This window comes from Paenibacillus xylanexedens (assembly GCF_007676705.1).
Lineage (GTDB): Bacteria > Bacillota > Bacilli > Paenibacillales > Paenibacillaceae > Paenibacillus > Paenibacillus xylanexedens_C.
Genome location: NZ_VEBF01000002.1, coordinates 439,193 through 464,620, shown reverse-complemented (window position 1 = coordinate 464,620; position 25,428 = coordinate 439,193). Strand labels below are relative to the sequence as shown.

Sequence of the window (25,428 nt, the reverse complement as noted above, 5' to 3'; positions counted from 1 at the left end):
GTTTCATCAAGAACATCTTATATGTTCCTTACATTGAATTTCCATGCGACTACATAAATGAGCATTGGTTCACAAGGCTACAATATAACCAAGGGATATCCCTTGGTACAGAAAAGGAGTTGTGATCACCGTGCAACAAGAGACGTTAAACAAAGGATGGAATCTGGACAATAGTTATGCGCAGTTACCGCAACCTTTTTTTACAAGCCAGAGCGCAGTACCTGTTGAATCACCGAAGCTGATGATCTTCAATCGATTGCTTGCATCCAGCCTGGGTCTGAATGTGGAATCTCTTGACAGTGATGAAGGAGCGCAGATTTTTGCAGGTAACCTGATTCCGGAAGGAGCCGAGCCTTTAGCTCAGGCCTATGCAGGACATCAATTCGGCAATTTTAACATGCTTGGTGATGGACGGGCTTTGCTGCTGGGAGAACAGCTTACGCCACGTGGTGAGCGAGTGGATATCCAGCTGAAAGGTTCAGGAAGAACACCCTACTCTCGTGGAGGAGATGGACGTGCTGCTGTTGGGCCCATGTTGCGAGAATATATTATTAGTGAAGCGATGTATGCACTGGGTATTCCAACAACCCGAAGTCTGGCAGTGGTATCTACCGGAGAAAACATTATCCGCGAAACAGAACGGCCTGGGGCCATATTGACCCGAGTGGCTTCCAGTCATATCCGAGTAGCAACCTTCCAGTATGCAGCCAGATGGGGGTCTATCGACGATCTTCGGGCGTTGGCTGATTATACGTTGCATCGACATTTTCCTGATGTCGCCCAAGCTGAGAATCGCTATCTTTTGCTCCTTCAGGAAGTGATTAAGCGGCAGGCAGCGCTCGTTGCCCAGTGGCAGCGTGTTGGTTTCATTCATGGCGTGATGAACACGGATAACATGGCGATCAGTGGTGAGACCATTGATTATGGCCCATGCGCCTTTATGGATGCTTACAATCCTTCAACGGTATTTAGTTCCATTGACACGCAAGGTCGGTATGCTTATGGTAATCAGCCGTATATTGCAGGATGGAATTTGGCTCGTTTTGCCGAGACACTTCTGCCGCTATTGCACGAAGATGAAGAACAGGCCGTGCAACTCGCTCAGGACACCATCGCACAATTTTCAGAATTGTACCACCATCATTGGCTTAAGGGAATGCGGGCCAAACTAGGCTTGTTGAATGAAGAGACAGAAGATGAAGCGCTGATCAAGGACCTTCTTGAACTCATGGAGAAGCATAGTGCAGATTACACGAATACATTCTTGGCATTGACCTTTGATCATTTGGAAGGGACAACTTTGTTTGACACGACAGAATTTGCTGAATGGAATGAGCGGTGGCAAGCAAGATTGGACAGACAGCATGGGGAGAAGGAAGTCTCTCGGCAATTGATGAGAACGAGTAATCCGGCAGTGATTCCTCGCAATCATCGAGTCGAAGAAGCACTTGATCGAGCGGAGAATTACGGAGACCTTAGCGTGATGGAGAAGCTTCTGGCTGTTCTTTCCGATCCGTTCGCCCACTCACCTGAACAGGCTGAATATGCTGAACTGCCTGCACAGTGCAATACTTCGTATCAGACTTTTTGTGGGACTTGATTGAACAATATGGAAGAAGAAAAGGCTGCCTTGGGCAGCTTTTTCTTTATGTCATCGACGTTAAAATCCATCGTTCGCATTGAATTCGGAGAATGTCATGCAATAATTAGAGAAGAAGTGATTACTTTTATAGGCAGGTGCATTCATGTCCAATATGCTAAACAAACAACAAATGGCAGAGATCCTTTTAGAGTTGTTAGAGCGAACAGCTTTCCATAGGGAACAGATGGAGAACTATGTTAACCGCTTATTTGAGCCCTTTAAATCGGATGGCGTCCCCTATGTAGAGACTGGAAAAGATACATATATCGTTCGCATATACGAACGTGGTCTCGTCTGGTTGGAGAAACGGATAAAACAGTCAGATGAAGTTATCTACTGGTTACTGGAGGATATTATTTTCACCGCGACGCATGTAGAATTGATGGAAAGACATGGCGTGGATAATAAACAGACTCATTTAAACTATTCAAATGAAGTGATGAAGGATCTGAACAGGGGCGTTCAGGAAGCCTTCCAAAAGATCGGTGATCCTTATCTATACTGGCATATGACGAGTAAACGACAGGAGCTTGAGCAGATTCAGTCTACTAAAGAGAGGTGATTGAGATGAGTGAACAAGATATCAATGACATCAATGACGTATGGTATGAGTATGCGTTATCCTTCGTCGGAAAAAAGAATGAATCTGAACAAGGATGGGCAGCCTTAACATCAAATGAACAGGAAATTGCTGCTCTATGGCTGTTAGAGGTGGATGTCTTTAATGGTGGCTTTATACAGTTTTTCTGTAACTGGGGGGAAGAGGCGTACCGTTACGCGTTACGAGCACTACAGACCATTGGTGCGACTCAAGTGATCGGCATTCTAACGTCAGCATACGGCTGCATCCAGCACTTGGAAGAGGATGAAAGGCTTACTGAACTGTGGGATATTCCTAAGTTTCTAACAATAGAGCAGGAGCAGCAATTAGATATACTGGATCAGCAATTTTGGAACAATGAGGATCAGATTGCAGAGAAGGCACATCATTATTATCACGGAAAGTTGAACATCATGACCTTATAAGTTGAGTTTATGTGCTTGACCATTGATATATTTAAAGTTTGCATACTTGGCCTTGCAATGACTGAAACGTTCGGCTATACTTGCTATAAATTAAATACATGAATCACGTTGATGGAGCGCAGTAGCGGCTTTGTCCCTGTTACAGAAAGTCAGGGGTTGATGGAACCTGATACATACAAGGGCTGCGAATTACACTCTGGAGTACTTGGGTAATGCCAAGCGGGTGGGCAAACGATATATTGCCGAAAGTGGTATGGATAGCGTGTTAAGGCAAGTGTTGTCCATGCAATTTGGGTGGTACCACGGTTATGATAATCGTCCCTGTGTCTAATGAAGACAAGGAGGCGATTTTTTTGTGTCCAAAAAACCCGTTCCAGCGTGTTATTTCGTAATTTAACGTAGATCATGACTGAATCTTGAGGATAGAAAAGGGGTTTTTACGAATGAATATTATTGATGAACTAGAGTGGCGCGACGCCATCAACCAGCAGACCGATGCAGAGGGACTGCGTGAACTGACTGAAACCAAATCAGTCTCATTGTACTGTGGAGTTGACCCTACGGGGGATAGTATGCATATCGGACATCTTATTCCCTTCATGATGCTGAAACGTTTTCAACTGGCAGGACACCGTCCGGTTATTTTGATTGGTGGAGCTACAGGTACGATTGGTGATCCAAGTGGTCGTCAGGCAGAGCGTTCTTTGCAAACGATGGAACAGGTGCAGGAGAATGTGGATGCACTGACAGCACAAATGAAAAAGTTGTTCGTAACAGACGGTGATAATCAGGTTCGTATGGTAAACAACTACGATTGGACACACAAAATCAATGTGATTGAATTTTTACGTGACTACGGCAAAAACTTCAACCTCAACACGATGCTGGCCAAGGATGTAGTTGCGAGCAGACTGGAAGGAGGAATCTCGTTCACCGAGTTTTCCTACCAGATTCTTCAATCTCTCGACTACCTGCACCTGTTCCAGAACGAAGATGTACAACTGCAAATCGGCGGTTCGGACCAATGGGGAAATATCACGAGTGGTCTCGATCTGATTCGTAAAAAAGAAGGATCTGAAGCAAAGGCGTACGGTCTGACCATTCCGCTCATGCTCAAATCTGACGGAACCAAATTCGGTAAAACAGCTGGCGGCGCAATCTGGCTTGACCCGAACAAAACAACACCATTTGAGTTCTACCAGTTCTGGGCGAATACAGATGACCGTGATGTCATTAAATACTTGAAATACTTTACTTTCCTCAGCAAAGAAGAAATCGAAGCTTTGGCTGAAAAGGTAGAGACGGAGCCGCACAAACGTGAAGCACAGAAAGCACTCGCGGAAGAAATGACAAAATTCGTTCACGGCGAAGAAATGCTCGAACAGGCTAAACGCATTACAGCAGCACTGTTTAGTGGAGATATCCGTTCCCTGACAGCCGATGAAATCGAGCAAGGCTTCAAGGAAATGCCAACGTTTGAAACAGACGGCGAAGCCAAAAATATCGTCGACTGGCTCGTAGATCTGGGGCTGGAGCCATCCAAACGCCAGGCGCGTGAGGATGTCACTAAAGGTGCGATCTCCATGAATGGTGAGAAAATTACTGAGCTTGAATTCACAGTCTCGGCAGAGCATGCCATTGGCGGTAAATTCATCATTATCCGTAAAGGTAAAAAGAACTACAGTCTGGTTAAGCTTCAATCCTAGTGTCTGACAATTAAAACGTACACTTATACAATTACAGAAACAAAACAAAAAGACCGCCTTCCCTCTCTGTCAGGCGACAGAGGGGAGGCGGTCTTTCGTATATCAGGCCAGTGAGTGACCTATCTTATTGATTAACGATCGCTGTGATCTCTTCATCCAGATCAAGTCGTACGTTCTCACGGTACGCCCGGATGTTGTATTCACTGTGCAGGTAGCGAAGAATTGCTTCAATCATGTTGGACTCCACCAGATATTGACTGCGTCCTTGGATCCAAACTTCAGCGGAATAACCTGTATCTTCTTCCCAACTCAGTTCTACATTCACATCGGTTGGACGTACACCTTTACGTTCTGCCATATGAATACAGATTGCATTCACAATTTCATCCATGCTCAGAACCATAGAGATTAGTACCGTCCGTTTCTGTTACGGTCATCATCACGATCATTGCGACGGTCATAACGACCATCCGCTGCAGGTTTGCGACGATTGGAAATCGCTCTGAAGAGTGCCATAGCAAGCATTACAATCAACATAATTGCTGCAACGTTCACGAGCAATCCAAGGATGTTACCCAGAGCGCCCATGCCACCGAACAATCCGCCGAACATCATACCAGCAAGACCACCAAGCATCATACCTTTCATGAATCCGCCGCCACCGCCGAAGAATCCACCACCACGAGTTGCAGCTGCACCAGTACCGGAGTTATTACCGGAATTGGATTGATTAACGTTGCTGTTGGAGTCGGATTTCTTAGGTGTGTTGGTATAACTTTTCGTACCGGATTTGAATCCGCCACCACGTCTTGCATCCGCAGAATCCGGATTCGTTACTCCCACTGTTGCGAACAATAATGTAAAGGCCATAAATACCATCATTAGATGTTTAACTCCAAATTTTTTCTTCATTGTAAAGATCGTAACCCCCCGATTAATTTGTTTGAATCGCCCAAAAATGGGCCTTACTCATGTAATACGGTCAACTTGCAGGAACGTTTCAAATTTTGATTAAATTTCTGTAACGCTTGGGCTTGGGTCTTGAATTGCAGCTTGGCCATCAAGCAATTGGGTAACCCAGTGACACCATTCCAGGCCTGTTTGTGCATTCATTAACCCTTTTTGTACCAGAATGTAGCTTCCAAAGTCTCGGTTGCCTACACGAAGATTATCCTGAGGTATACGCGACTTCAGATCCTCGAAATAACGTATGCGTTCCATAAACCAGCTTTTACGCTCGTTAAGAATGCGTCTCATGCTTCCGTCTTCCGCAATGCCAACACACAAGATACGCAAATTAAACTCATCGCGTGTAACCGGTGCGGTAACAGGAGTAATCATCCATTCCAAGAGCTTTTCAATGCCTTTTTCCGTGACTGCGTACATTTTCTTGTCCGGTTTGTCAGACTGTTGTACCCAGCGGGAGGCCAATAACTCATCGTTTTCCATCTTGGACAGGAGTGGGTAGATCTGGCTGTGTTTGGCCTGCCAATGCGGCTGAATCTTCAGCATCAGATCATAGCCCGAGGACTCCTCGCGGGTGAGCAGCCCGAGCAATCCGTAGGAAAGTATGTTCATGCACATGTCTCCTTAATATTAGGGCTGGGTCAGAGAAAATAAACAAATTTGCTTTCTTTGACCGCTTTCATAAAAGTGTACACTGAAACTGTATGGTTTGACAACCTGACAGAACAACTGCCTTAATTTAGACAAAAAAAGTGCGAACCATAAGGTCCGCACTCCAAACCATTTAGAGAGATGCCTGTTGTCCATACCCCTCAGCGACAAGATCAAGCTCACCTGTGGCAGAATCGATAACCATGCCGTGGACGGGTACATTTGGAGGAAGTAAAGGATGCTTCTTGATCACTTCCACAGTATGTTTTACCCCTTCTTCGACGCTGTCAAACCCACGCAACCACTTTTGCAAACGGATGCCAGAGTTCTCCAAGGTTGTCATGACTTCTTCAGATACGCCACGCTCAACCATATGTCCAATCATGGTCTCTGCGTGAAGGGAAGCCATACCACATTCCGTATGCCCCACAACCAGGACTTCATCTGCACCCAGTTCATAGATGGCGACAAGCACACTACGCATTACACTGCCGAAAGGCTGAGAGATAATCGCGCCTGCGTTTTTGATGATTTTCACATCACCGTTCTTCAGATTCATGGCCTTGGGCAGCATTTCCACCAGACGTGTATCCATACAAGTAATGATAACCATCTTTTTGGTTGGAAACTTGCCAGCCGTATACTTTTCGTATTCTTTGGTCTCGACAAATGATTTGTTGTAAGCCAAAATCTCTTGAATGTTGTTCATGTCTATTGCCTCCTGTTATCCAATACGACGAGCACGGCCACTTGCATTCGATGCAGCTTGTCCTACGCGCCTTTGCTTTTTGGGTATACCACCGTCAGCAGACGGCATTACTCAACCTTTGTAGTAGAATAATGCAATTTGCCTCTGTTAAAAGTTGATTATACTCAATGGGAAAAGTATCATCAATAGGTGTATAAACTTTTTTTGAAGAGGTGGACGTTAACAATGGATAAACAAACACAGGAACATTTGGATTCCTTCCGTAATTTGGCTCGTAAAATTAAGAGTTATCATGAAGCCATTGGTTTGCTTCACTGGGATTTGCGCACAGGTGCGCCGAAAAAAGGCGTTCCGACTCGTTCGGAGACGCTGGGTATGTTGTCCACCGAAGCATTCAAATTGCAAACTTCGGCTGACATGAAGACCTACCTGGATGCATTAACTGCTCCAGCGGTATTGGAACAACTCGAAGATATAGATCGTCGTCTGGTTGAAGATTGCAAGAAAGAATATGATCGCAGTCAGTCCGTACCACCGGAAAAAGTACAAGCCTATACCGTGCTTACAGCCAAGTCGGAAACGGCTTGGGAAGATGCCAAGCATAACAGTGATTTCGCAGGGTTCTCACCCTATCTGACAGATATCGTTAAGCTTAAACAGGAGTTTATTGATTATTGGGGTGTGAAGGATACTCGTTATGATACGCTGCTTGATATGTATGAGCCGGATCTGACGGTTGAGAAAGTGGATGCTGTTTTTGCCCGTCTCAAAGCACGTTTGGTACCTTTGCAAGAGAAGATTAATGCTTCGGACTACAAGCCGAATACAGAGTTTTTGAACCAGCTGTTTGACACCGAACAACAGGAAAAGTTCAGCCTGTTCATCCTGGAACAGATGGGTTATGACTTTGAAGCTGGACGTTTGGACGAGAGTGTTCATCCTTTTGCAACGGGCCTTAACCCGGGGGATGTGCGGATCACGACACACTATCTGCAGGATGATGTAGCAAGCGCAGTCTTCAGTTCACTGCATGAGGGCGGACATGCCCTGTATGAGCAAAATATTGATGACAGTCTGGCGGGCACCCTTCTTGCCGAAGGAACTTCAATGGGTATTCATGAGTCGCAGTCTCGTCTATGGGAGAATATGATTGGTCGCAGCCTGCCATTCTGGACACGCTATTACAAGGATTTGCAACAGCATTTCCCGCAACTGAACGAGGTTGAACTGGAAGATTTCTATCGTGCAATCAACCGGGTGGAAAGCTCGCTGATTCGGATTGAAGCCGATGAACTGACTTATAACCTGCACATTATTATTCGCTATGAGATTGAGAAAATGCTGTTTAACGATGGTCTTGAAGTGAAGGATCTGCCAGAGACCTGGAATGCAAAATACAAGGAATACCTCGGTATTATGCCAACGAATGATGGAGAAGGCGTTCTTCAGGATGTTCACTGGTCCGGTGGTGACTTTGGTTACTTTGCTTCGTATTCTCTGGGTAACATGTATGCAGCTCAGATTCTACATACATTGCGCAAGGAAATGCCGGAGTTTGATAGCCATATTGCCGAAGGTAATCTGATTCCAATCAAAGAATGGCTTACAGACAAGATCTATCGCTATGGCAAAAGTCGCACACCTTCCGAATTGATTGTTGCCGTAACGGGTGAAGAATTGAACCCGGATTATCTGGCCGATTATTTGGAAGCCAAATATGCCGAGATTTACAAGCTGTAATATCCAATAAACGGTATATTGAATAGCATTTAGAAGAGCTGAAGAGTCGGGCATCATTGCCCGGCTCTTTTTTGTATTTAAGTTCTTAACCTTTTGTTGGGCAGCGGCATATCCATAATAGAGAGAAACTGCTGAAACCAGTGAAGGAGGGAAAGAACACATGAAATACACGCCATGGTTCGTCCGGGGCATCGTTATTCTGCTGATTATCATTGTGGCGCTCACCAGCTGTAATAAGGAAGAGAATGAAGCCAAGATAACGATAGGCGAAGTGACTCGTTCGGTATTTTACGCACCGGAGTATGTGGCCGTGGCTCAAGGCTTTTTTGAGGAGCAGGGACTTGAGGTGGACATTCAGACGACGGCTGGCGGTGACAAAACGATGGCGGCATTGCTCGCAGGTTCGGTGGACATTGCGCTGGTAGGAGCGGAGACGTCCATATACGTCTATCAGCAGGGAGCAGAAGATCCGGTCATTAACTTTGCCCAGCTCACCCAGACGGATGGTACTTTTCTGTTCGCTCGTAATCCGGAAGGCAGCTTTGATTGGGATCAACTGAATCAAAGCGTTTTTCTCGGTCAGCGCAAAGGCGGCATGCCACAAATGGCAGGTGAGTTCACGCTAAACAAACATGGTATTGATCCCCAAAGTGATCTGGAGCTGATTCAGAATGTGGACTTCGCCAACATTGCGTCTGCTTTCGCTTCAGGCACGGGAGATTTTGTACAGCTGTTTGAACCACAGGCCTCCATCTTTGAACAAGAAGGTCGGGGCAAGGTTGTCGCATCGTTTGGAGCAGAAGGTGGTCACCTGCCTTACACGGTCTTCATGACGAAACAGAGCTATATTAAAGACAATAAGGATATCGTCCAGAAGTTTACGAATGGTCTGCACAAAGCACAAGCATGGGTAGATTCTCATACGGCTGAAGAGATTGCGGAAGTCATTACTCCTTTTTTCAAAGACATCGATCCAGCCATTCTGGTCAGTAGCGTGAACCGTTATAAGGAACAGGGCACCTATGCAACGGACCCGATCATTGATGAGACAGAGTGGAACAATCTGCTTGATGTCATGAGTGCTGCCGGGGAGTTGAAACAACGCGTAGACTTGAATGCAATTGTGGATAATGCCTATGCGGAAGAAGCCACAACATCGAAGTAATGGGGTATTCAGGAAAGGAAGTGAGCAGAATGCCTGAATCCGAAAGTGTGATCCGACTGGAAGGAATATCTCAAGTCTACGTTAGTGAGCGGGAAGCTTCACTGGTTATAGAAGACTTGAGTCTGGAGATCCAAAAAGGGGAATTCGTCAGTCTGGTAGGACCGAGCGGATGCGGTAAAACGACGTTGTTGTCGATCATTGCCGGTCTGCTCACACCTACCCGAGGAGAGGTTAAGGTTAAAGGCAAGCTTGTTGGTGGCCCTTCATCGCAGATTGGTTACATGCTCCAGCAGGACTATCTGTTTCCATGGCGGACCATTCTGGATAATGCATTGATCGGACTTGAACTGACAGGCAGATTGGATGAACGGAGTCGTCAGCGTGTACGTGAACTTCTCGTAAGTATGGGTCTGGCAGGAACGGAGAATCAGTACCCTTCAGAGCTTTCGGGAGGCATGAGACAGCGAGTGGCGCTGGTGCGCACGCTGGCAACCGATCCGGGAATTCTATTGTTGGATGAACCATTTTCGGCGCTCGATTATCAAACCAAGCTGCAACTGGAGGATCTAGTTTCGGATACGTTAAAACAGTTTGGCAAAACCTCTGTACTCGTCACCCATGACTTGTCTGAAGCTATTGCGGTCAGTGACCGCGTCATTGTACTTGATCGCAATCCAGGGCGCATCCGTCGTGAATTTGTCATTCCCGATGCAATACGCAAATCTCAGCCGTTCCATGCCAGGGAGCAAGAAGGATTCAATGAGCTGTTTCAGGCGTTATGGAGTGAACTGGACCAGTCCGGGGGAGGTGAGAAAGACGCGTGAATCAAACGAATCCGAAGCAGGAAAAGCGTGACGAATGGATGGGGCAGCTCCATCGGAATCACATTCAGCAGGTGGCCAGATGGCGACATCAAGTGCTTGCTGTACAGTTATCCATGCTAGTATCTATGTTTTTGTTGTGGGAACTGGCAGGAAGACTTCGCTGGATTGATGTGCTGTTGTTCAGTTACCCAAGTAAAATTTTTGCTCAGATCGGCAAGGACATCGCCAGCGGCGAGTTATGGGCGCATGTTGCGGTAACCGTAGGGGAAACGGCAGTCGGTTTTTTGCTGGGAACACTCGTCGGAACCTTGCTTGCCGTTCTAATTTGGTGGTCTCCTTTTTTGTCCAAAGTGCTGGACCCCTATATGGTTGTGTTCAACAGTATGCCAAAGGTAGCACTCGGCCCAATCTTTATCGTGATGTTCGGCGCTGGTTTTACAGCCATTGTCATGACCACGTTGTCCATCACGGTCATTATCACGACACTGGTCGTGTATAACAGCTTCAATGAAGTGGATTCCAATTATATTAAAGTCATTCGTACGTTTGGTGGAGACCGTTCCGAGATATTTACGAAAGTAGTATTGCCAGCTTCTTTTCCAGCGATTGTATCGACTTTGAAAGTCAATGTGGGCATGGCCTGGGTTGGTGTGATCGTGGGTGAGTTTCTGGTCGCCAAACAGGGACTCGGTTATCTGATTATCTACGGATTCCAGGTGTTTAACTTCACATTGGTATTATCGAGTCTGTTAATTATCGCTGCAGTTGCCACAGCTATGTATCAACTGGTTGTGTATGCAGAACGCAAATTGCTGGCTGGGCGCAGATGATGTTATCGTGTTTAGCTGATACTATTTTCGTTTATGATATGTATACAATTTCACAAGGGGTGTCACATTGCCCGATACCGTAAAATCAAGTACCATATTTAGTATGAATATTCCGCGCAGATCCGGAATGAATGCGATGATTGGAGAAGAGGGCCTTGAGGTTCTGTCGCAACGATCTAACTTGCCAGCGTCCCTCATTCGGGGCGTGTTGCTGTGACCGGCATGCATGCGCATGTCGGTTGATGTCGTCTAGTTTACAGTTGGTTGAGTCATACTAGTCATGATGGTTCGTATCCGAAGATCTCGTGAGAGATCAGACGATCGGACAAGTAGTCCATATGAATGAGGCGATGAGCTGGCTAAGAACTTTTTTGCAGCTTAGAGGAGATGGAATGTTAAATGGGTTTTAGGGTAATTAAAACCGCAATCGCCGCATTAATGGCCGTATTGATTGCGGACTGGTGCCGCTTGCCGGGACCAACATCAGCGGGATTGCTTGCCATTCTTGGCGTGGATGTAACGAGAAAAAGAAGTATCCGCACCATATCAGCGAGATTCTTCGCTTCAGTAGTCGGACTTTTATTTGCAAGTGTACTCTTTCACTTTCTAGGCTTCCATTACTGGGTGCTGGCCGTATACATATTGATCGCATTTCCGGTGATTGTCCGGGTAGGCTTCAAGGAAGGCATTGTGACAGGTTCGGTCGTGGTATTTCGGGTGTTTGGCGGCGGGGAGATGGACATTCATGTCATTCTCGTGCAAATTGCTTTGCTGCTGATTGGCCTTGGTTCGGCAATGGCGGTTAACCTGGCCTATATGCCGGCAGCAGATCCACAGATGCTGCGCATTCGCAAACGAATCGATGAACTTTTCTCGAAGATCTTCAAGGAATTCGCGGCGACGCTGCGTAATCCTAATGAAGCGTGGGCGGGGAGAGAACTGATTGAAGCAGATAAAGCGATTTTGGGCGGCATCGAAGCAGCCAAGCGTTCTCTGGAGAATCAGGTAATTCATCCGAATGAGGAATGGAGTGTCTACTTCTATATGCGCAAAACGCAACTGGACTCCATCCAGCACATGATGCATCTGGTATCCCAGATATATGAAAAGATGCCCCATGCGGAAATGGTATCGGAGTTATTCGATCAACTCAGCCAGGATGTACTTACTGAATCCTACACCGGACGAACTGAAAAACTTCTTGCAGATGTGCAAGAAGAATTCAAACGTATGGAGCTGCCGGATACAAGGGAAGAATTCGAGATTCGTTCTGCAATTCTCCAGCTGTGCCGTGAACTCGCGCTGTATCTGAAAGTCGCGAAGAAGGACAAAGCGCCGTCCCCAATCTCGGACCGGTCCCAATCTACAAACGAATAATAGAAAATAGTTGTCACCCTAGACGAATGCCCTGCATACACTTGTAGTGAATGATTGTATGGAGGAGGTTTAAAGATGTCATTGAGTCATAAACATCAATGTAGAGAGATTATCACGAAGGCGATCTGCGGCAAAGGTCGTAAGTTCTCTACCGTAACACATACCGTGACTCCGCCAAATGGTCCGACAAGTATTTTGGGGGCTTGGATTATCAACCACCAATATGAAGCCGTATCGGCGGGTGACGGAATTGAAGTTATTGGTACTTACGATATCAACATTTGGTATTCTTATGACAAGAATTCGCAGACGGATGTAGCCAAAGAAACGGTGTCGTATGTAGAACATGTGCCTTTGTCCTATCTGGACCCGAAACACCGGACTTCCACAGTAGAGGTATCTGCGGATGCAACGCAGGAACCTAGCTGTGTGGAAGCCACAGTATCAGCAGGTGGAAGCAGTGTAATTATCCGGGTAGAACGGGAATTTGCTGTGGAACTCGTTGCCGAGACCAAAGTTTGTGTGAAGGTCTGCACAGATGGTTGCGGTGATTACGAAGACAAGGACTATGACTTTGGCAGTGGCGATGGAGATTATGACGATCTCGATCCCGATCTGCTCGACGATGAGCTGTGAGTTTGACGCCTGTATTTGATAACCTAAGGTATCATATGCGCCAGAAGGCGCGGTGAAGAGGGCGTAAGCCCTCTTTCTTCTTAATTAGTGAAAAATGGGTGGTAATGAGCCTCGCAAAGTGCCTGGAATACCTTTCACGAGAAGGCTCCGCATTGCGGGGTTATTTTTATTTTAGTTGGGTAACCGGGAGGAGGGACGAAATGAATGTGATGGAACAAGCGGAGGAAGCGTTACGCCGATATGAAAATATGACCTCAGGTGAACGTACAGAACGGTTGAAACAGGCAGGCATTGAAGTATTGTCACTGCGGGATCGTCGCAAGCGTGAACCGGGTTTGCGTGTACGCTATGATGTGGAGATAAGCTGTCTGCAAGCGATCCGGATCAATCGCAAAGATACTAGCGGCATGGGAGGAACACAGGAAAGTCTATTGGAGCGTGAGGGGAGTTCGACCTTGTTCAAGCGTGTTGAACGTCTTGCGATCAAAACGCTGTATACGTTAGGGCTGGATCATGGGGCTGTTCGAATGGAATCTTCCGGGAACGGTGGTTGTGCAGTGATTTCGATCGATCCGTGTCCATGGAAAGGTGTGACCAACCTTGCTGCTACCTACAGAGAAAGCTGGAGGCAGCAACAGGGGCTTCTGGATGAGGAGCGGAGTCACAGACCCACGCCTATACTCGGGATGGACCCGGAGTTTCTTCTTGTACAGATGCCAGAATCCAAAATCGTACCCGCCTCCAGATTTCTGGAACGCACAGGAATTGCTGGTTGTGATTCCGTGACGGTTGGTGGGCGGCGCATATATCCGGTTGCCGAATTGCGGCCCGCACCCAGCTCTGAGCCGCGTGAGCTACTGGCTCATCTAATGAGGGCATTCGCAGCGGCTTCCCGCAGCATCAGTGATCACTCGCTCATCTGGCAGGCAGGGGGGATGCCACAGCGGGGGTTACCTCTTGGTGGTCATATTCATTTTAGCGGGGTGAATCTTACCGGGGAACTACTCCGCGCACTGGACAATTATCTGGCATTGCCACTGGCATTTCTTCAGGACCCGCGTGGATCGGGAAGACGGCCCCGTTATGGAGCGCTTGGTGACTTTCGCCTGAAATCCTATGGTGGTTTTGAGTATCGTACGTTACCCAGCTTTCTTGTGTCGCCCCTCGTTGCGAAAGGCGTAGTGGCCTTGGCAGGTCTGATCGCAAGCGGGTATACTCAATTACGGCAGCGTCCGTTGGAGAAAGCTGAGGTACACACCGCTTTTTATGAAGGAAAGCGTGAAGTGATCCAGCAACACATCCCAACTCTGGTAGATGATCTGAAGAGGTTGGATGGATATGAACGATATGAACGGTATGCATCCCCGTTAATCCTTCAATTAAAACTGGGGAGAACCTGGGATGAGAGCCGGGATATTCGCAAACTCTGGAATATTCGGGCAGGTTCATGAAGAGCGGACGTTTTTTTGATATAATAAGAAACAAGTCTGTTTAAGTGCGTGTTCAAAAAGAACGGTTTTCAGTACCGAGAAGATGGGATGAAGCTAGAAATGGAGTAGCGGAGCGTAGGAAAACTACGTGAGCAACTACATTGTTTCCGAAGGAAACAACCTTCGTAAGCACCAGCTTATTTCGGCTGAATGCCATATTCGACGCTGAGGATGCCACTAGGCATCCTTCGTAATCAAAAGCGAACTTTTTGAACAACCTTTATAAGTAATAGCTACGGAAGATATGGAGCAGCAACCTGTGAAGGAAGTGGCGTATAGCCAACACATAAGGCGGAGGCGCAAATACAGTGCCTGACCGTCTTATTGTCCTTCCAGGGAGCGTTTCTTCCTGACATCATAGGAACGGGATGGAGGATATTCATCATGGCTCAGTATACGCCAATGATTCAACAATATTTGCAAGTGAAGGCCGAAGCGCAGGACGCTTTTTTATTTTTTAGATTGGGTGACTTCTATGAAATGTTCTTCGAGGATGCGATTAATGCTGCCCGTGAACTTGAGATCACGCTGACCGCACGTAATGGTGGAGCGGATGACAAAATTCCGATGTGCGGTGTACCTTATCATTCGGCTGACAATTACATACAGCGTCTGATTGAAAAAGGATATAAAGTTGCGATTTGCGAACAGATGGAAGATGCAAGTGTTACCAAAGGCATGGTACGACGTGAAATTGTACGTGTGGTCACACCCGGAACGGTGATGGAAGGCAAGACCCTGGGGGACAAGTCCAACAACTACATGGTTTGCCTGACAGGTAATCAGAATACGCTGGCGTTGGCAGCTTGTGATCTGTCCACAGGTGAGTTGTATGTGACATCGGTACCGTATTCCAAGGAATGGCTCAAGGATGAGATCGGCATCTATGAACCATCGGAGCTGGTTGGGGATGCAGCACTGCTTGAAACGGTAGAAGCTGAGGCATCACCAATCGGTCGTCCAGTGGTCTACACATCATGGACAAAGAATAAGGAAGATCTGGTTCGTCAGCAGTTTGGCGAGGCCGTGTGGGCCAGATTGGAGCCTGAACGTCAAGCGTGCATTGCACGACTTTTCTCCTATCTGAGTGAGACACAGAAACGCTCTCTGGGACAATTAACACAGATCTCAACCTATGAGCCGGATCATTATATGATTCTTGACCCGTTTACCCGCCGGAATCTGGAATTGGTGGAAACCGTGCGTGAACGCTCCAAAAAAGGTTCATTACTCTGGTTACTTGATCGGACGGAGACGTCCATGGGTGCGAGAATGCTGCGTCGTTGGGTAGATAAGCCATTGCTCCAAAAAGGGAAGATTAATGAGCGTCTTGAAGCGGTAGATACCCTGTACAACCAGTTTATATTGCGTGAGGACCTGCGCGCAGAACTCAAAGACATCTATGATCTGGAGCGCTTGGTAGGCCGGATTGCTTTTGGTAATGCCAATGGTCGAGATCTGAATGCGCTCAAGTCATCGCTGGAGAAAATTCCAGGTCTACGCCAGCATTGCGCAGGATCATCCTCTGCAACACTGCAGCATATTGCGGAAACGATGGATGATTGCAATGATCTGCGTGAAGCGATCGGGCTAGCCATTGTGGACGAGCCGCCGGTATCGGTAAGGGACGGAGGTCTTATTCGTGAAGGATACCATGAACGTCTGGATGAATTGCGCGAGGCTTCGGTCAACGGGAAACAGTGGATTGCGGAGTTGGAAGCACGGGAGCGTGAGGCGACAGGCATTCGATCGCTGAAGATTGGATATAACAAAGTGTTTGGATATTATATCGAGATCACCAAGTCCAATCTGTCCGCGTTGCCAGAGGGACGTTATGAACGTAAACAGACGCTTGCCAATGCAGAACGATACATTACGCCGGAGTTGAAGGAAAAAGAGACGCTGATTCTCGAAGCTCAGGACAAAATGGTTGATATTGAGTATGGCCTGTTCGCAGAGCTGCGCGAGCGACTGAACAAAGAGATTGCAAGACTGCAGAAGCTGGCTGAACAGGTTGCAGAGATTGACGTGTATCAATCTTTTGCTGTAATCAGTGCAGAACGCAATTTTGTACGACCTACGCTGACCGACGGTTATGACCTGGTTGTGGAAGAAGGACGCCATCCAGTCGTTGAGGCTGTCATGCGAGATGGCGCATTTATTGCCAATCACACCGCAATGACCAAGGAAGAGGCGCGTATTCTGCTGATTACCGGTCCGAATATGGCTGGTAAGAGTACGTATATGCGACAGGTCGCTTTAATCTCCATTTTGGCGCAAGTGGGCTGTTTTGTGCCTGCGGGCCAGGCGGAAGTGCCGATTATGGATCGTATTTTCACACGAATTGGTGCCGCGGATGATCTTATTGGCGGACAAAGCACATTCATGGTGGAGATGGCCGACATTCAGGTCATGACGGACAAAGCGACACCGCGCAGTCTGATCATTATTGATGAATTGGGACGTGGAACGTCAACCAGCGAAGGCATGGCGATTGCTCAATCTGTCATTGAATATGTACATGATATCATTGGCTGTAAGGCCCTTGTATCGACTCATTTCCATGAGCTTGCTCATCTGGAGGAGAGTCTGGACAAGCTGGCCAACTATTCGATGGCGGTACAGGAGAGCGGTGACAAGGTTAATTTCCTGCGCAAATTGATTGCCGGAGCAGCCAGCAGCAGTTATGGTATCTATTGCGCGCGCCTTGCAGGTCTGCCTGATAGCATAATTGAGCGGGCGAATGGATTGTTGCATGGGTTTGAACATGCGGCTGCTCAAGTAGCGGTGGGCAATGAATACATCGGTAGCGAGAAGCAGGAAGCAGGCCTGAATGTAAAAGCTGTAGAACTCCAGCACACGGATTCGGCGCCAATGATCCGGGAGCAGGATACTACGGAAAGTGCAGATTACACATCTTCTATTGAAGATTCGGCCGGGAAGCCGCATGCCAAGAAACTGAACGGTAAGGTACAGTCCAGTTCGAGCCATTCGGATGTGGTTCAACTGTCCATCTTTGGAGATGATGAGCCGAACGTGCCAACGAAACCGGATGTAGTTGCGGTGGATAAGCCAGCGCGAGAATTCATCCGTACGATGAAAGATATTGATGTCATGAATATGACGCCTCTTCAGGCGATGCAGATATTGAATGATCTCAAATTGAAGGCACAGCAATTATCCTGAGTATATGGGAGGGGGAAAACCTGTGGCGAAAATACATGTGCTTGATGAACATATTGCCAACCAGATCGCGGCGGGTGAGGTGGTCGAAAGACCTGCTTCAGTCGTCAAGGAGTTGCTTGAAAACTCGGTGGATGCAGGCGCCACCAAGATTGAAGTGACGGTGGAAGAGGGTGGACTCCTTAGTATTCGTGTCAAAGACAATGGTTCAGGTATTGAGCCAGAGGACATGGAAACCGCCTTTTATCGTCATGCGACCAGCAAAATAGCTCATGGTCGAGATCTGTTTCAGATCACAAGTCTTGGATTCCGCGGAGAAGCCCTGGCGAGTATTGCCGCAGTGTCCAAGGTAGAGGTGTTATCCGCAAGTGATAATGACGGACGAGGGCGCCGCATTGTGATTGAAGGCGGGAACCTTGTCTCTCATGAAGATGCAACCTCACCCCAAGGAACCGATTTTGCAGTGAGAGAATTATTTTACAATACGCCAGCCAGACTCAAATATATGAAAACAATCCAGACGGAACTGGGACATATTTCAGATGTCCTATACCGGATGGCGATGTCTCATCCAAACATTTCATTCCGACTGCGCCATAATGAGAATGTGTTGCTTCAGACCTTGGGCAACGGCGATCTGCTGCAGGTGGTTGCAGCGATCTATGGTACAAGTGCAGCAAAAGCGATGCTCCCTATCCAGGGAGAAAGTCTGGATTACCGAGTGAGTGGGCTGATCAGCCTGCCAGAATGGACACGGGCGAATCGTGGTGGCATGTCGACGATTGTTAATGGTCGATTTGTCCGCAATTACGGTCTCAATCAGGCTATTCTCAAAGCCTACCATACCTTGCTGCCCATTAATCGCTTCCCACTTGTCGTGGTGCAACTGGAGATGCACCCATCGCTTGTGGATGTGAATGTGCATCCGGCCAAGTTGGAGGTTCGCTTCAGTAAGGAACCTGAGCTGTATGAATTCGTGGAAACGACCTTAAGGGGAATACTCCGACAGGAGGTATTGATTCCACAGGTCAAAAAGCAGCAGATCCGACGTGGAGATGATAGTTCCTTTATCCAGGAACAATTCCTCTTCCCACGCGGCCCTCTGAAAGATCAATCTGATGCAGAAGGATACGGGCAAAAAGGTCCACTTGGCAAACCTGCTGCACCGTCGAAGTTGACAGCGGAAGATGATGATTTGGATTTGGATGCTCCGGCGGATTTGTCCACAGGACAGGGGGGATCTGAACAGGGTCAGTCGGTGCCGTTGCCCGAAGCTCCACCTGAGACTATACACCCCCCTGAGCAGTTAGAAAGTTGGAACGGGGATATTTTGCAGAAGAGTGCTAGTTATGACGTAGGCCAGACATCTGATAACTTGCAAGAAGACACGAAGGATAAAAGTGCAAATACAAGTTCTACCGAAACTTTTCCTAAAACGGACCTCTCTTCTCAAGATGGTGGAGATGGTGGAGCTACAGAAAAACCGCTGGCTGAGGGCATGCCGGCTACGTATCGTTCCGATTCGATGAATTCACCAGTTAGGGAAGCTCGTTCATCGTATAATCCGTCTTCGGTTACGCGAACTGAACGGATGTGGAAAACTTCCGGTCTACCTGATGCCACTAAACTTGCTGCTGCCATTAAATCAGATGCATCCATGCCTGCTTTTCCAGAGCTGAGTCTGATTGGACAGCATCATGGTACGTATTTGATCGCGCAAAATGACCAAGGTTTATATCTGATCGATCAGCATGCTGCTCATGAACGTGTGAATTATGAGTACTATTACGAGAAATTTGGTAACCCTGCTCAGGCCTCACAAGAGTTACTTCTGCCTATTACGCTGGAGTTTACACCTTCGGAGACGGAAAAGCTGAAAACAAGGCTGGCCTGGTTCGAGCAGGCAGGTGTATATTTGGAGCATTTCGGTGGACAGACGTTCCGCGTGCGTTCCCACCCTTTCTGGTTCCCCAAAGGGGACGAGAAAGACATTATCGAAGAGATGTCCGAATGGGTTCTGAGCGAACGCAGCATAGATGTGGCCAAGATGCGAGAAGCTGCATCGATCATGTGCTCCTGCAAGGCGTCCATCAAAGCCAACCAGAAGCTGACGGATCAGGAGGCAGAAATGCTGATTCAGCGTCTGGGTTCATGTCGACAGCCCTACACTTGTCCGCATGGTCGGCCGATTGTGGTTTCATTTTCAACATATGATCTGGAAAAATTATTTAAACGAGTGATGTAGCTATTTAGGGGGACATTATGTACATTACAACCGGTGACAAGGAGATTGCCTCTCAGGTGGAGCGTGCACTTAAGCTCGCTGAAACGACAGGAGGTACCTACGTACCGCGCAATAGAACGTCTTTACCCAAACTGATTGAACATTATGGTATCAACGAAATACTGGTCGTGCTCAACGGCAGAGCGCGCTTGTTTCGCAAGGATGCGACGGAGCTTGAGTTTCACCCCAGTATGGGATTTGTTCGCGCTAAACGTGTTCTAAGAGGGGAAGCCGACCCCATGCTGGAAGCTGGTTCGGTACTTGAAGGCGACACCATTGTTGATTGTACCGCTGGGCTCGGTTCAGATGCTCTGGTATTTTCGGTTGCGGCTGGTAAGAGTGGACGAGTCATCGCTTGTGAAAGTTCTCAACCGCTCTATACCTTGCTGCTGGAGGGCATGTCCCATTATAAGAGCAACCAGCCCTTGGTGGATGAGGCTTTCCGGCGCATAGATCTGCGGCATGTGGATCATCTTGAGTTGCTGAAGTCCATGCCGGATCGAAGCTGTGATACCGTATACTTTGACCCCATGTTCCGTGAACCGATGATGGATTCAAGTGCTATACAGCCCTTGCGAGACTATGCAAATGCTCACGCACTGGATGAACAGAGCATCATGGAAGCGAGACGGGTCGCCCGTAAACGTGTAGTGATGAAAGAAAAGCGCGGCAGCGCGGAGTTTGACAGGCTCGGTTTTGAAATACTTGATCGGGCGAATGCAAAAACCCTGTACGGAGTGATTAATGTTGAAAGTGGAAGTTAAACCAAAACCTAAACTGCTTGTGCTGGTTGGACCAACAGCAGTAGGCAAAACGAGAATGAGCATCGAGCTTGCCCAAGCCTTCAATTGTGAGATTATCTCAGGCGATTCGATGCAGGTGTATCGTGAAATGGATATTGGAACAGCCAAGATTACCTCTGAAGAAATGAAGGGTGTACCCCATCATCTCATTGATATCCATGAACCGGAGTACCCGTATTCTGTGGCCGAGTTTCAGGAGAGTTGCACACGATTGATTAGTGAGATCCACGAACGCGGTAAAATGCCTTTTATTGTAGGCGGGACCGGTCTGTACGTGGAATCGGTATGTTACGGCTTCCAATTTTCCGATAGCGGTTCGGATGAAGCGTTCAGAGAGCAACAATTCAGCTATGCTGAACAATATGGGGCGCAGGCCCTTCATGATCGATTGAGGGAAGTTGACCCAGCAAGTGCGGATCGTCTGCATCCGAATGATCAACGGCGAATTGTACGTGCGCTTGAGATCCATCACCTCACAGGCGAGAAGTGGTCTGATCAGCTGGCAGTTCAGAAGAAAGAATCGCCTTATGATCTTCTTATTGTTGGTTTGACAATGGATCGCCAGAAATTATATGCCCGGGTAGAAGAACGGATTGATCTCATGATTGAACAAGGTCTGGTGGATGAGGTGAAATCCTTGTTGGAACGCGGAGTGGCCAGAGGTCATATATCCATGCAAGGGCTGGGGTATAAGGAAATTGCAGCGTTCTTGCAAGGAGAAGTGAGCTGGGAAGCCGCAGTAGAGTGGTTGAAGAGAGACACGCGTCGTTTTGCCAAACGGCAGCTCTCCTGGTTCCGGCATATGAAGGATATTGAATGGGTGGACATGACGGATACCGAAGATTTTGAAGGAAATTTCAAGCAGGTAAGTGAATTAATTACACGAAAATTTAACTGATTTGAGCAGTGAATAGTATGGATCTGACCGCTTGGAAAGATCGTGACATATGAACCTCTATCTCTTTGATATTTAAAAAGGGTAGAGGTTTTTGTTTATAACTACAACAGATGAGAGAGATGAATAATTCACCAAACAAGCAAGGAATGTGCTTAGAAATGAAGAGATTGTCCCTCTTTTGCAAATCTGGCAAGCGGTGTATAATGGATAAGTCTTCTAGTTATGCACCACGTCAAGATTGGGTGAAAAATAGCAGACAAGGGGTTTTTGTGGATTATATGAAACTGTTCATGATATAATAGCACGAAAGCTACTCAGCGATATTGAATATTACTCGAACACGAATTCAAATGAACCAATGGGGGTACGGCTAATGAACAAGTCCATCAACATCCAAGATACGTTCTTGAACCAACTGCGGAAAGAAAATATTCCAGCTACGGTCTATCTGACTAACGGCTTCCAAATCCGCGGGACGATCAAGGCATTTGACAATTTTACGATCGTCATTGACAGCGACGGACGCCAGCAAATGGTCTACAAGCATGCCATCTCCACGTTCACGCCGCAACGCAGCGTATCGCTGATGCAGCAAGATAACAGCGGCGAAGCTTAAAAAATTACGAAACCTTTTCACCAACCATTTCGTCTACAAGTATAGGCAGTGAAACAGAGCAACCTGAATAAAGGGTTGTTCTTTTCATTCCGGGCAAAATATGTTTAATATATGTCTGAGCCAACAGACGAATAGAAATTACGCAACCGAAAGGGAGTCAGGAGGTAACATGCCAAACGATCCGTTGTCGAGGTCTAACAATCGCAACAACAATAACAAGTCACCCAAAAAAGCGAAACCAAAGACCTCTAAAAAGAAAAAAATTACGGGTAAACGCGTTGGATGGACACTGTTTTTCACAATGGCAATCGCCATATTCTGTGCACTTGGCGGATATTTATTTATTATGGTGAGTGGCGAAAATCTGCTCAAAGCCAACAAAGACAAAACCACAATTAATGAAACTTCAAAAGTATATGATCGCAATGGCCAATTAATGGGGGAGCTATCCATTCAGAAGCTGGAACCCGTCAAGGAAGATGATATTCCTGAGCTGGTGAAGCAAGCCTTTGTTGCAACGGAGGATAAGCGATTCTACGATCATCAGGGCGTGGATATCTGGTCCATTGGGCGTGCGGCGGTTAAGGATGTCATGGCTCGATCCATGGTGGAAGGTGGTAGTACACTAACCCAACAGCTAGCCAAGAACATGTTCTTGTCCCGTGACAAGACATTCTTCCGTAAAGCAACGGAAGTATCGATTGCAATGGCATTGGAGCGCAAGTACACAAAAGACGAAATCCTGACGATGTATCTGAACCGGATTTTCTTCGGTCATCAGCGTTACGGGATTAAAGCAGCATCTGAATTTTATTTTGGAGAAAAAGATCTAAATAATCTTGAATTGTGGGAAATTGCCACACTCGCCGCGATGCCCAAGGGGCCTTCTGCCTACAATCCGGTGAGCAATCCGAACGATTCCAAGGCACGTCGTGGTGTTGTTCTCCAGCTAATGTATGAGCAAGGCTACATCACGAAGGAAGAGATGGATAAAGCTAAAGAGGTAGATTATAACTACAAGCGACCAGAAAAAGACCAGAAATATCAAGCCTTTATTGATTATGTCCTCCGTGAAGCTGAACGTGTAACAGGCAAAACGGAAGATGATCTGAATATCGGCGGATACAAAATCTACACAACCATGGATGCTCAGGCTCAAACAGCCATGGAAACTGCCTTCACAGATGATAGTCTGTTTGAGGCAAGCAAAGATGATCAACAGGTTCAAGGCTCCATGGTTATTATGAACCACGAGAATGGCAGTCTCGTTGCCCTCTTGGGTGGGCGGGATTATCAGACCAAAGGCTATAGCCGTGTAACGCAGAGTCGAAGACAACCAGGTTCAGCTTTTAAACCGATTGTGTCTTATGCACCGGCTCTTGAATCAGGAAATTACAGTGCCAATTCCTCGCTGAGTAATGAGAAGCAATGTTTTGGTAACTACTGTCCTGGTAACTTGCATGGATATTCTTCAACCATCAGTATGACGGAAGCCATTACGAAATCGGAAAATATTCCTGCCGTTTGGCTACTTGATAAAATAGGTGTTAACACAGGCATTAATTTTGCCAAAAGTGTAGGCATACAGCTGACGGATGAAGACAAAAACTTGGCGATTGCCCTTGGTGGTCTAAGTAAAGGTACAAATACACTGGAAATGGCGCAAGCCTATAGTGCATTTGCCAACCTTGGAGAATACCGACAAGCTTATGCGATTAAAGAAATCAAGGATAGCGCAGGCAAAACCACTTACAAACATGATAACTCGGACACAACGCGTGTCATGAGTGAGCAAAATGCATATCAGTTGACGCAGATGCTGCAAAACGTCGTTAATGACGGTACGGGACGCTCAGCGCGTCTGGATCGTCCAGTAGCGGGTAAAACAGGAACTGTTCAAAGTGGTATCTCTGGCAACAGTGCCAACCGTGATGTATGGTTCGTTGGATATACACCGGAGTGGACTGCGGCAGTCTGGATGGGGTACGACAATCCGGATGCGAATCATATGCTTAAGAACAGCAGTAAGCTGTCAGCAGCTTTCTTTGCCAAAGTCATGGGAGATGCGTTGAAAGGCGTTCCCGTGAAGCAATTCAAAGCACCGGCTGGAGGGCAGGCACCTCCGCCAGTAGAAGAACCAGAGAAGCCGGCTCTATCCGTTAGTGGACTGAGTGGATCATATGATCCAACTGCACAAACCGTCTCACTGAGTTGGACTGGAACGGGTGACGGTAGCACACAATATCGGATCTATCGTAAAGAAACCTCTGAAGCCCAGTTCACTCATCTCATTGATGCAATCGGAGCGACCAGTGCACAAGATTTAAGTGCGTTGCCTGGTCTAACCTATGAGTACTATGTGACAGCCTACGATTTGGCATCAGGACTGGAGACGGATCCTTCGAATACCATTTCTCTGATGATTGAAGCGGAGGAAATGCCACCGGAGGAACCTGATCCGGGCATAGATCCCGGAACAGAGACAGATCCTGAGCAGCCAGGTACAGAGAATCCGGACGATGGTTCACCGGATAATGGCAACTCGAACGGTAATAACGGTAATGGGAATGAAAATGGCAACAACGGAAATGGAAATGGTAACAACGGAAACAATGGTAATAACGATGGAGCCGGTCAAGGAAACGGTCAACCTGGGGGAGGGAACACGACCCCACCTGATCAGGGGACAACGGAACCAGGAGACACCGGTGAAGGTTCCGATGATGGATCCGTAACGACGCCGGGTGAGGTTGTAACCCCGGACAGCGGAACAAGTGGTGATACTGGAGGAACAGATGCACCTGTGGATTCTCAAGCTGGAACTGGCGGCTAAGCCATTGAATTACTAAATAGTTAAACTGAAAAAACTGCTTCCCGGAATA

The 25,428-nt window shown here is 47.2% G+C and carries 21 protein-coding genes and 1 other annotated feature; of the genes, 17 read left to right on the top strand and 4 right to left on the bottom strand.

The window, feature by feature from the left end; genetic code table 11:
• The first annotated feature begins 130 nt into the window (after nucleotides 1-130).
• The 4 genes from FS628_RS12010 to tyrS all read left to right on the top strand — a co-directional run bounded on the left by FS628_RS12010 (nucleotide 131) and on the right by tyrS (nucleotide 4,374).
• A complete protein-coding gene (locus FS628_RS12010; protein ID WP_145322158.1) occupies nucleotides 131-1,600 on the top strand; it encodes a protein adenylyltransferase SelO in 1,470 nt (489 codons plus the stop codon).
• A gap of 145 nt (nucleotides 1,601-1,745) precedes the next feature.
• Nucleotides 1,746-2,204, top strand: coding sequence for an Imm63 family immunity protein (locus FS628_RS12005; RefSeq protein WP_145322156.1), 459 nt, complete (start codon nucleotides 1,746-1,748; stop codon nucleotides 2,202-2,204).
• Nucleotides 2,205-2,209: 5 nt separating this feature from the next.
• A complete protein-coding gene (locus FS628_RS12000; RefSeq protein ID WP_145322154.1) occupies nucleotides 2,210-2,668 on the top strand; it encodes a DMP19 family protein in 459 nt (152 codons plus the stop codon).
• Between the two features lie 99 nt (nucleotides 2,669-2,767).
• Nucleotides 2,768-2,994 (top strand) — a binding site (T-box leader).
• Between the two features lie 117 nt (nucleotides 2,995-3,111).
• Complete coding sequence (tyrS, locus tag FS628_RS11995; protein ID WP_145322152.1) at nucleotides 3,112-4,374, top strand: tyrosine--tRNA ligase; 1,263 nt, start codon at nucleotides 3,112-3,114, stop codon at nucleotides 4,372-4,374.
• 124 nt (nucleotides 4,375-4,498) lie between these two features.
• On the opposite strand, the gene FS628_RS11990 is transcribed toward tyrS, so the two are convergent.
• The 4 genes from FS628_RS11990 to FS628_RS11975 all read right to left on the bottom strand — a co-directional run bounded on the left by FS628_RS11990 (nucleotide 4,499) and on the right by FS628_RS11975 (nucleotide 6,700).
• Nucleotides 4,499-4,777 carry a YxcD family protein gene (locus FS628_RS11990; RefSeq protein ID WP_017687903.1) on the bottom strand — a complete coding sequence of 93 codons (279 nt, stop codon included), beginning with the start codon at nucleotides 4,775-4,777 and terminating at the stop codon, nucleotides 4,499-4,501.
• A 5-nt stretch (nucleotides 4,778-4,782) separates the two neighbouring features.
• The gene (locus FS628_RS11985; protein WP_124116370.1) at nucleotides 4,783-5,286 is read right to left on the bottom strand and encodes a hypothetical protein; all 504 of its coding nucleotides are present in this window, start codon (nucleotides 5,284-5,286) and stop codon (nucleotides 4,783-4,785) included.
• Between the two features lie 99 nt (nucleotides 5,287-5,385).
• Entirely contained in the window at nucleotides 5,386-5,952 is a 567-nt protein-coding gene (locus FS628_RS11980; RefSeq protein ID WP_145322150.1) for a PadR family transcriptional regulator, read from the bottom strand.
• A 172-nt stretch (nucleotides 5,953-6,124) separates the two neighbouring features.
• Nucleotides 6,125-6,700 (bottom strand): beta-class carbonic anhydrase, encoded by a 576-nt coding sequence (locus FS628_RS11975; RefSeq protein ID WP_062835011.1) that lies wholly within the window; start codon nucleotides 6,698-6,700, stop codon nucleotides 6,125-6,127.
• Between the two features lie 225 nt (nucleotides 6,701-6,925).
• On the opposite strand from FS628_RS11975, the gene FS628_RS11970 reads away from it, so the two are divergent.
• The 13 genes from FS628_RS11970 to FS628_RS11910 all read left to right on the top strand — a co-directional run bounded on the left by FS628_RS11970 (nucleotide 6,926) and on the right by FS628_RS11910 (nucleotide 25,379).
• On the top strand, nucleotides 6,926-8,440 hold the full coding sequence (locus FS628_RS11970) for a carboxypeptidase M32 (protein ID WP_145322148.1): 1,515 nt from the start codon (nucleotides 6,926-6,928) through the stop codon (nucleotides 8,438-8,440).
• A gap of 160 nt (nucleotides 8,441-8,600) precedes the next feature.
• On the top strand, nucleotides 8,601-9,605 hold the full coding sequence (locus tag FS628_RS11965; protein WP_145322146.1) for an ABC transporter substrate-binding protein: 1,005 nt from the start codon (nucleotides 8,601-8,603) through the stop codon (nucleotides 9,603-9,605).
• 29 nt (nucleotides 9,606-9,634) lie between these two features.
• Entirely contained in the window at nucleotides 9,635-10,429 is a 795-nt protein-coding gene (locus FS628_RS11960) for an ABC transporter ATP-binding protein (RefSeq protein WP_145322144.1), read from the top strand.
• Between the two features lie 38 nt (nucleotides 10,430-10,467).
• On the top strand, nucleotides 10,468-11,259 hold the full coding sequence (locus tag FS628_RS11955) for an ABC transporter permease (protein WP_145324112.1): 792 nt from the start codon (nucleotides 10,468-10,470) through the stop codon (nucleotides 11,257-11,259).
• A 399-nt stretch (nucleotides 11,260-11,658) separates the two neighbouring features.
• The gene (locus tag FS628_RS11950) at nucleotides 11,659-12,636 is read left to right on the top strand and encodes an aromatic acid exporter family protein (RefSeq protein WP_145322142.1); all 978 of its coding nucleotides are present in this window, start codon (nucleotides 11,659-11,661) and stop codon (nucleotides 12,634-12,636) included.
• 75 nt (nucleotides 12,637-12,711) lie between these two features.
• Nucleotides 12,712-13,272, top strand: a complete 561-nt coding sequence (locus FS628_RS11945; protein ID WP_062835006.1) for an outer spore coat protein CotE — start codon at nucleotides 12,712-12,714, stop codon at nucleotides 13,270-13,272.
• Nucleotides 13,273-13,472: 200 nt separating this feature from the next.
• Nucleotides 13,473-14,723 (top strand): putative amidoligase domain-containing protein, encoded by a 1,251-nt coding sequence (locus FS628_RS11940; protein ID WP_260871015.1) that lies wholly within the window; start codon nucleotides 13,473-13,475, stop codon nucleotides 14,721-14,723.
• 423 nt (nucleotides 14,724-15,146) lie between these two features.
• Complete coding sequence (mutS, locus tag FS628_RS11935) at nucleotides 15,147-17,948, top strand: DNA mismatch repair protein MutS (protein WP_145322140.1); 2,802 nt, start codon at nucleotides 15,147-15,149, stop codon at nucleotides 17,946-17,948.
• A 22-nt stretch (nucleotides 17,949-17,970) separates the two neighbouring features.
• Nucleotides 17,971-20,190, top strand: coding sequence for a DNA mismatch repair endonuclease MutL (gene mutL, locus FS628_RS11930; RefSeq protein WP_186327800.1), 2,220 nt, complete (start codon nucleotides 17,971-17,973; stop codon nucleotides 20,188-20,190).
• Nucleotides 20,191-20,207: 17 nt separating this feature from the next.
• Complete coding sequence (locus tag FS628_RS11925; RefSeq protein WP_145322136.1) at nucleotides 20,208-20,993, top strand: class I SAM-dependent methyltransferase; 786 nt, start codon at nucleotides 20,208-20,210, stop codon at nucleotides 20,991-20,993.
• Complete coding sequence (gene miaA, locus FS628_RS11920; RefSeq protein WP_145324108.1) at nucleotides 20,983-21,930, top strand: tRNA (adenosine(37)-N6)-dimethylallyltransferase MiaA; 948 nt, start codon at nucleotides 20,983-20,985, stop codon at nucleotides 21,928-21,930. The genes FS628_RS11925 and miaA overlap by 11 nt, the downstream gene beginning before the upstream one ends.
• 373 nt (nucleotides 21,931-22,303) lie before the next feature.
• Nucleotides 22,304-22,546, top strand: coding sequence for an RNA chaperone Hfq (gene hfq / locus FS628_RS11915; protein ID WP_017687918.1), 243 nt, complete (start codon nucleotides 22,304-22,306; stop codon nucleotides 22,544-22,546).
• Between the two features lie 169 nt (nucleotides 22,547-22,715).
• Nucleotides 22,716-25,379 (top strand): penicillin-binding protein 1A, encoded by a 2,664-nt coding sequence (locus tag FS628_RS11910; protein WP_145322134.1) that lies wholly within the window; start codon nucleotides 22,716-22,718, stop codon nucleotides 25,377-25,379.
• The last annotated feature ends 49 nt before the right edge of the window (nucleotides 25,380-25,428 follow it).

Coding starts and splice junctions, on each gene's coding strand:
- FS628_RS12005 (WP_145322156.1), top strand. CDS start 1,746: ATGTCCAATATGCTAAACAAACAACAAATGGCAGAGATCCTTTTAGAG.
- FS628_RS12000 (WP_145322154.1), top strand. CDS start 2,210: ATGAGTGAACAAGATATCAATGACATCAATGACGTATGGTATGAGTAT.
- tyrS (WP_145322152.1), top strand. CDS start 3,112: ATGAATATTATTGATGAACTAGAGTGGCGCGACGCCATCAACCAGCAG.
- FS628_RS11990 (WP_017687903.1), bottom strand. CDS start 4,777: ATGGTTCTGAGCATGGATGAAATTGTGAATGCAATCTGTATTCATATG.
- FS628_RS11985 (WP_124116370.1), bottom strand. CDS start 5,286: ATGAAGAAAAAATTTGGAGTTAAACATCTAATGATGGTATTTATGGCC.
- FS628_RS11980 (WP_145322150.1), bottom strand. CDS start 5,952: ATGAACATACTTTCCTACGGATTGCTCGGGCTGCTCACCCGCGAGGAG.
- FS628_RS11975 (WP_062835011.1), bottom strand. CDS start 6,700: ATGAACAACATTCAAGAGATTTTGGCTTACAACAAATCATTTGTCGAG.
- FS628_RS11970 (WP_145322148.1), top strand. CDS start 6,926: ATGGATAAACAAACACAGGAACATTTGGATTCCTTCCGTAATTTGGCT.
- FS628_RS11965 (WP_145322146.1), top strand. CDS start 8,601: ATGAAATACACGCCATGGTTCGTCCGGGGCATCGTTATTCTGCTGATT.
- FS628_RS11960 (WP_145322144.1), top strand. CDS start 9,635: ATGCCTGAATCCGAAAGTGTGATCCGACTGGAAGGAATATCTCAAGTC.
- FS628_RS11955 (WP_145324112.1), top strand. CDS start 10,468: ATGGGGCAGCTCCATCGGAATCACATTCAGCAGGTGGCCAGATGGCGA.
- FS628_RS11950 (WP_145322142.1), top strand. CDS start 11,659: ATGGGTTTTAGGGTAATTAAAACCGCAATCGCCGCATTAATGGCCGTA.
- FS628_RS11945 (WP_062835006.1), top strand. CDS start 12,712: ATGTCATTGAGTCATAAACATCAATGTAGAGAGATTATCACGAAGGCG.
- FS628_RS11940 (WP_260871015.1), top strand. CDS start 13,473: ATGAATGTGATGGAACAAGCGGAGGAAGCGTTACGCCGATATGAAAAT.
- mutS (WP_145322140.1), top strand. CDS start 15,147: ATGGCTCAGTATACGCCAATGATTCAACAATATTTGCAAGTGAAGGCC.
- FS628_RS11925 (WP_145322136.1), top strand. CDS start 20,208: ATGTACATTACAACCGGTGACAAGGAGATTGCCTCTCAGGTGGAGCGT.
- hfq (WP_017687918.1), top strand. CDS start 22,304: ATGAACAAGTCCATCAACATCCAAGATACGTTCTTGAACCAACTGCGG.
- FS628_RS11910 (WP_145322134.1), top strand. CDS start 22,716: ATGCCAAACGATCCGTTGTCGAGGTCTAACAATCGCAACAACAATAAC.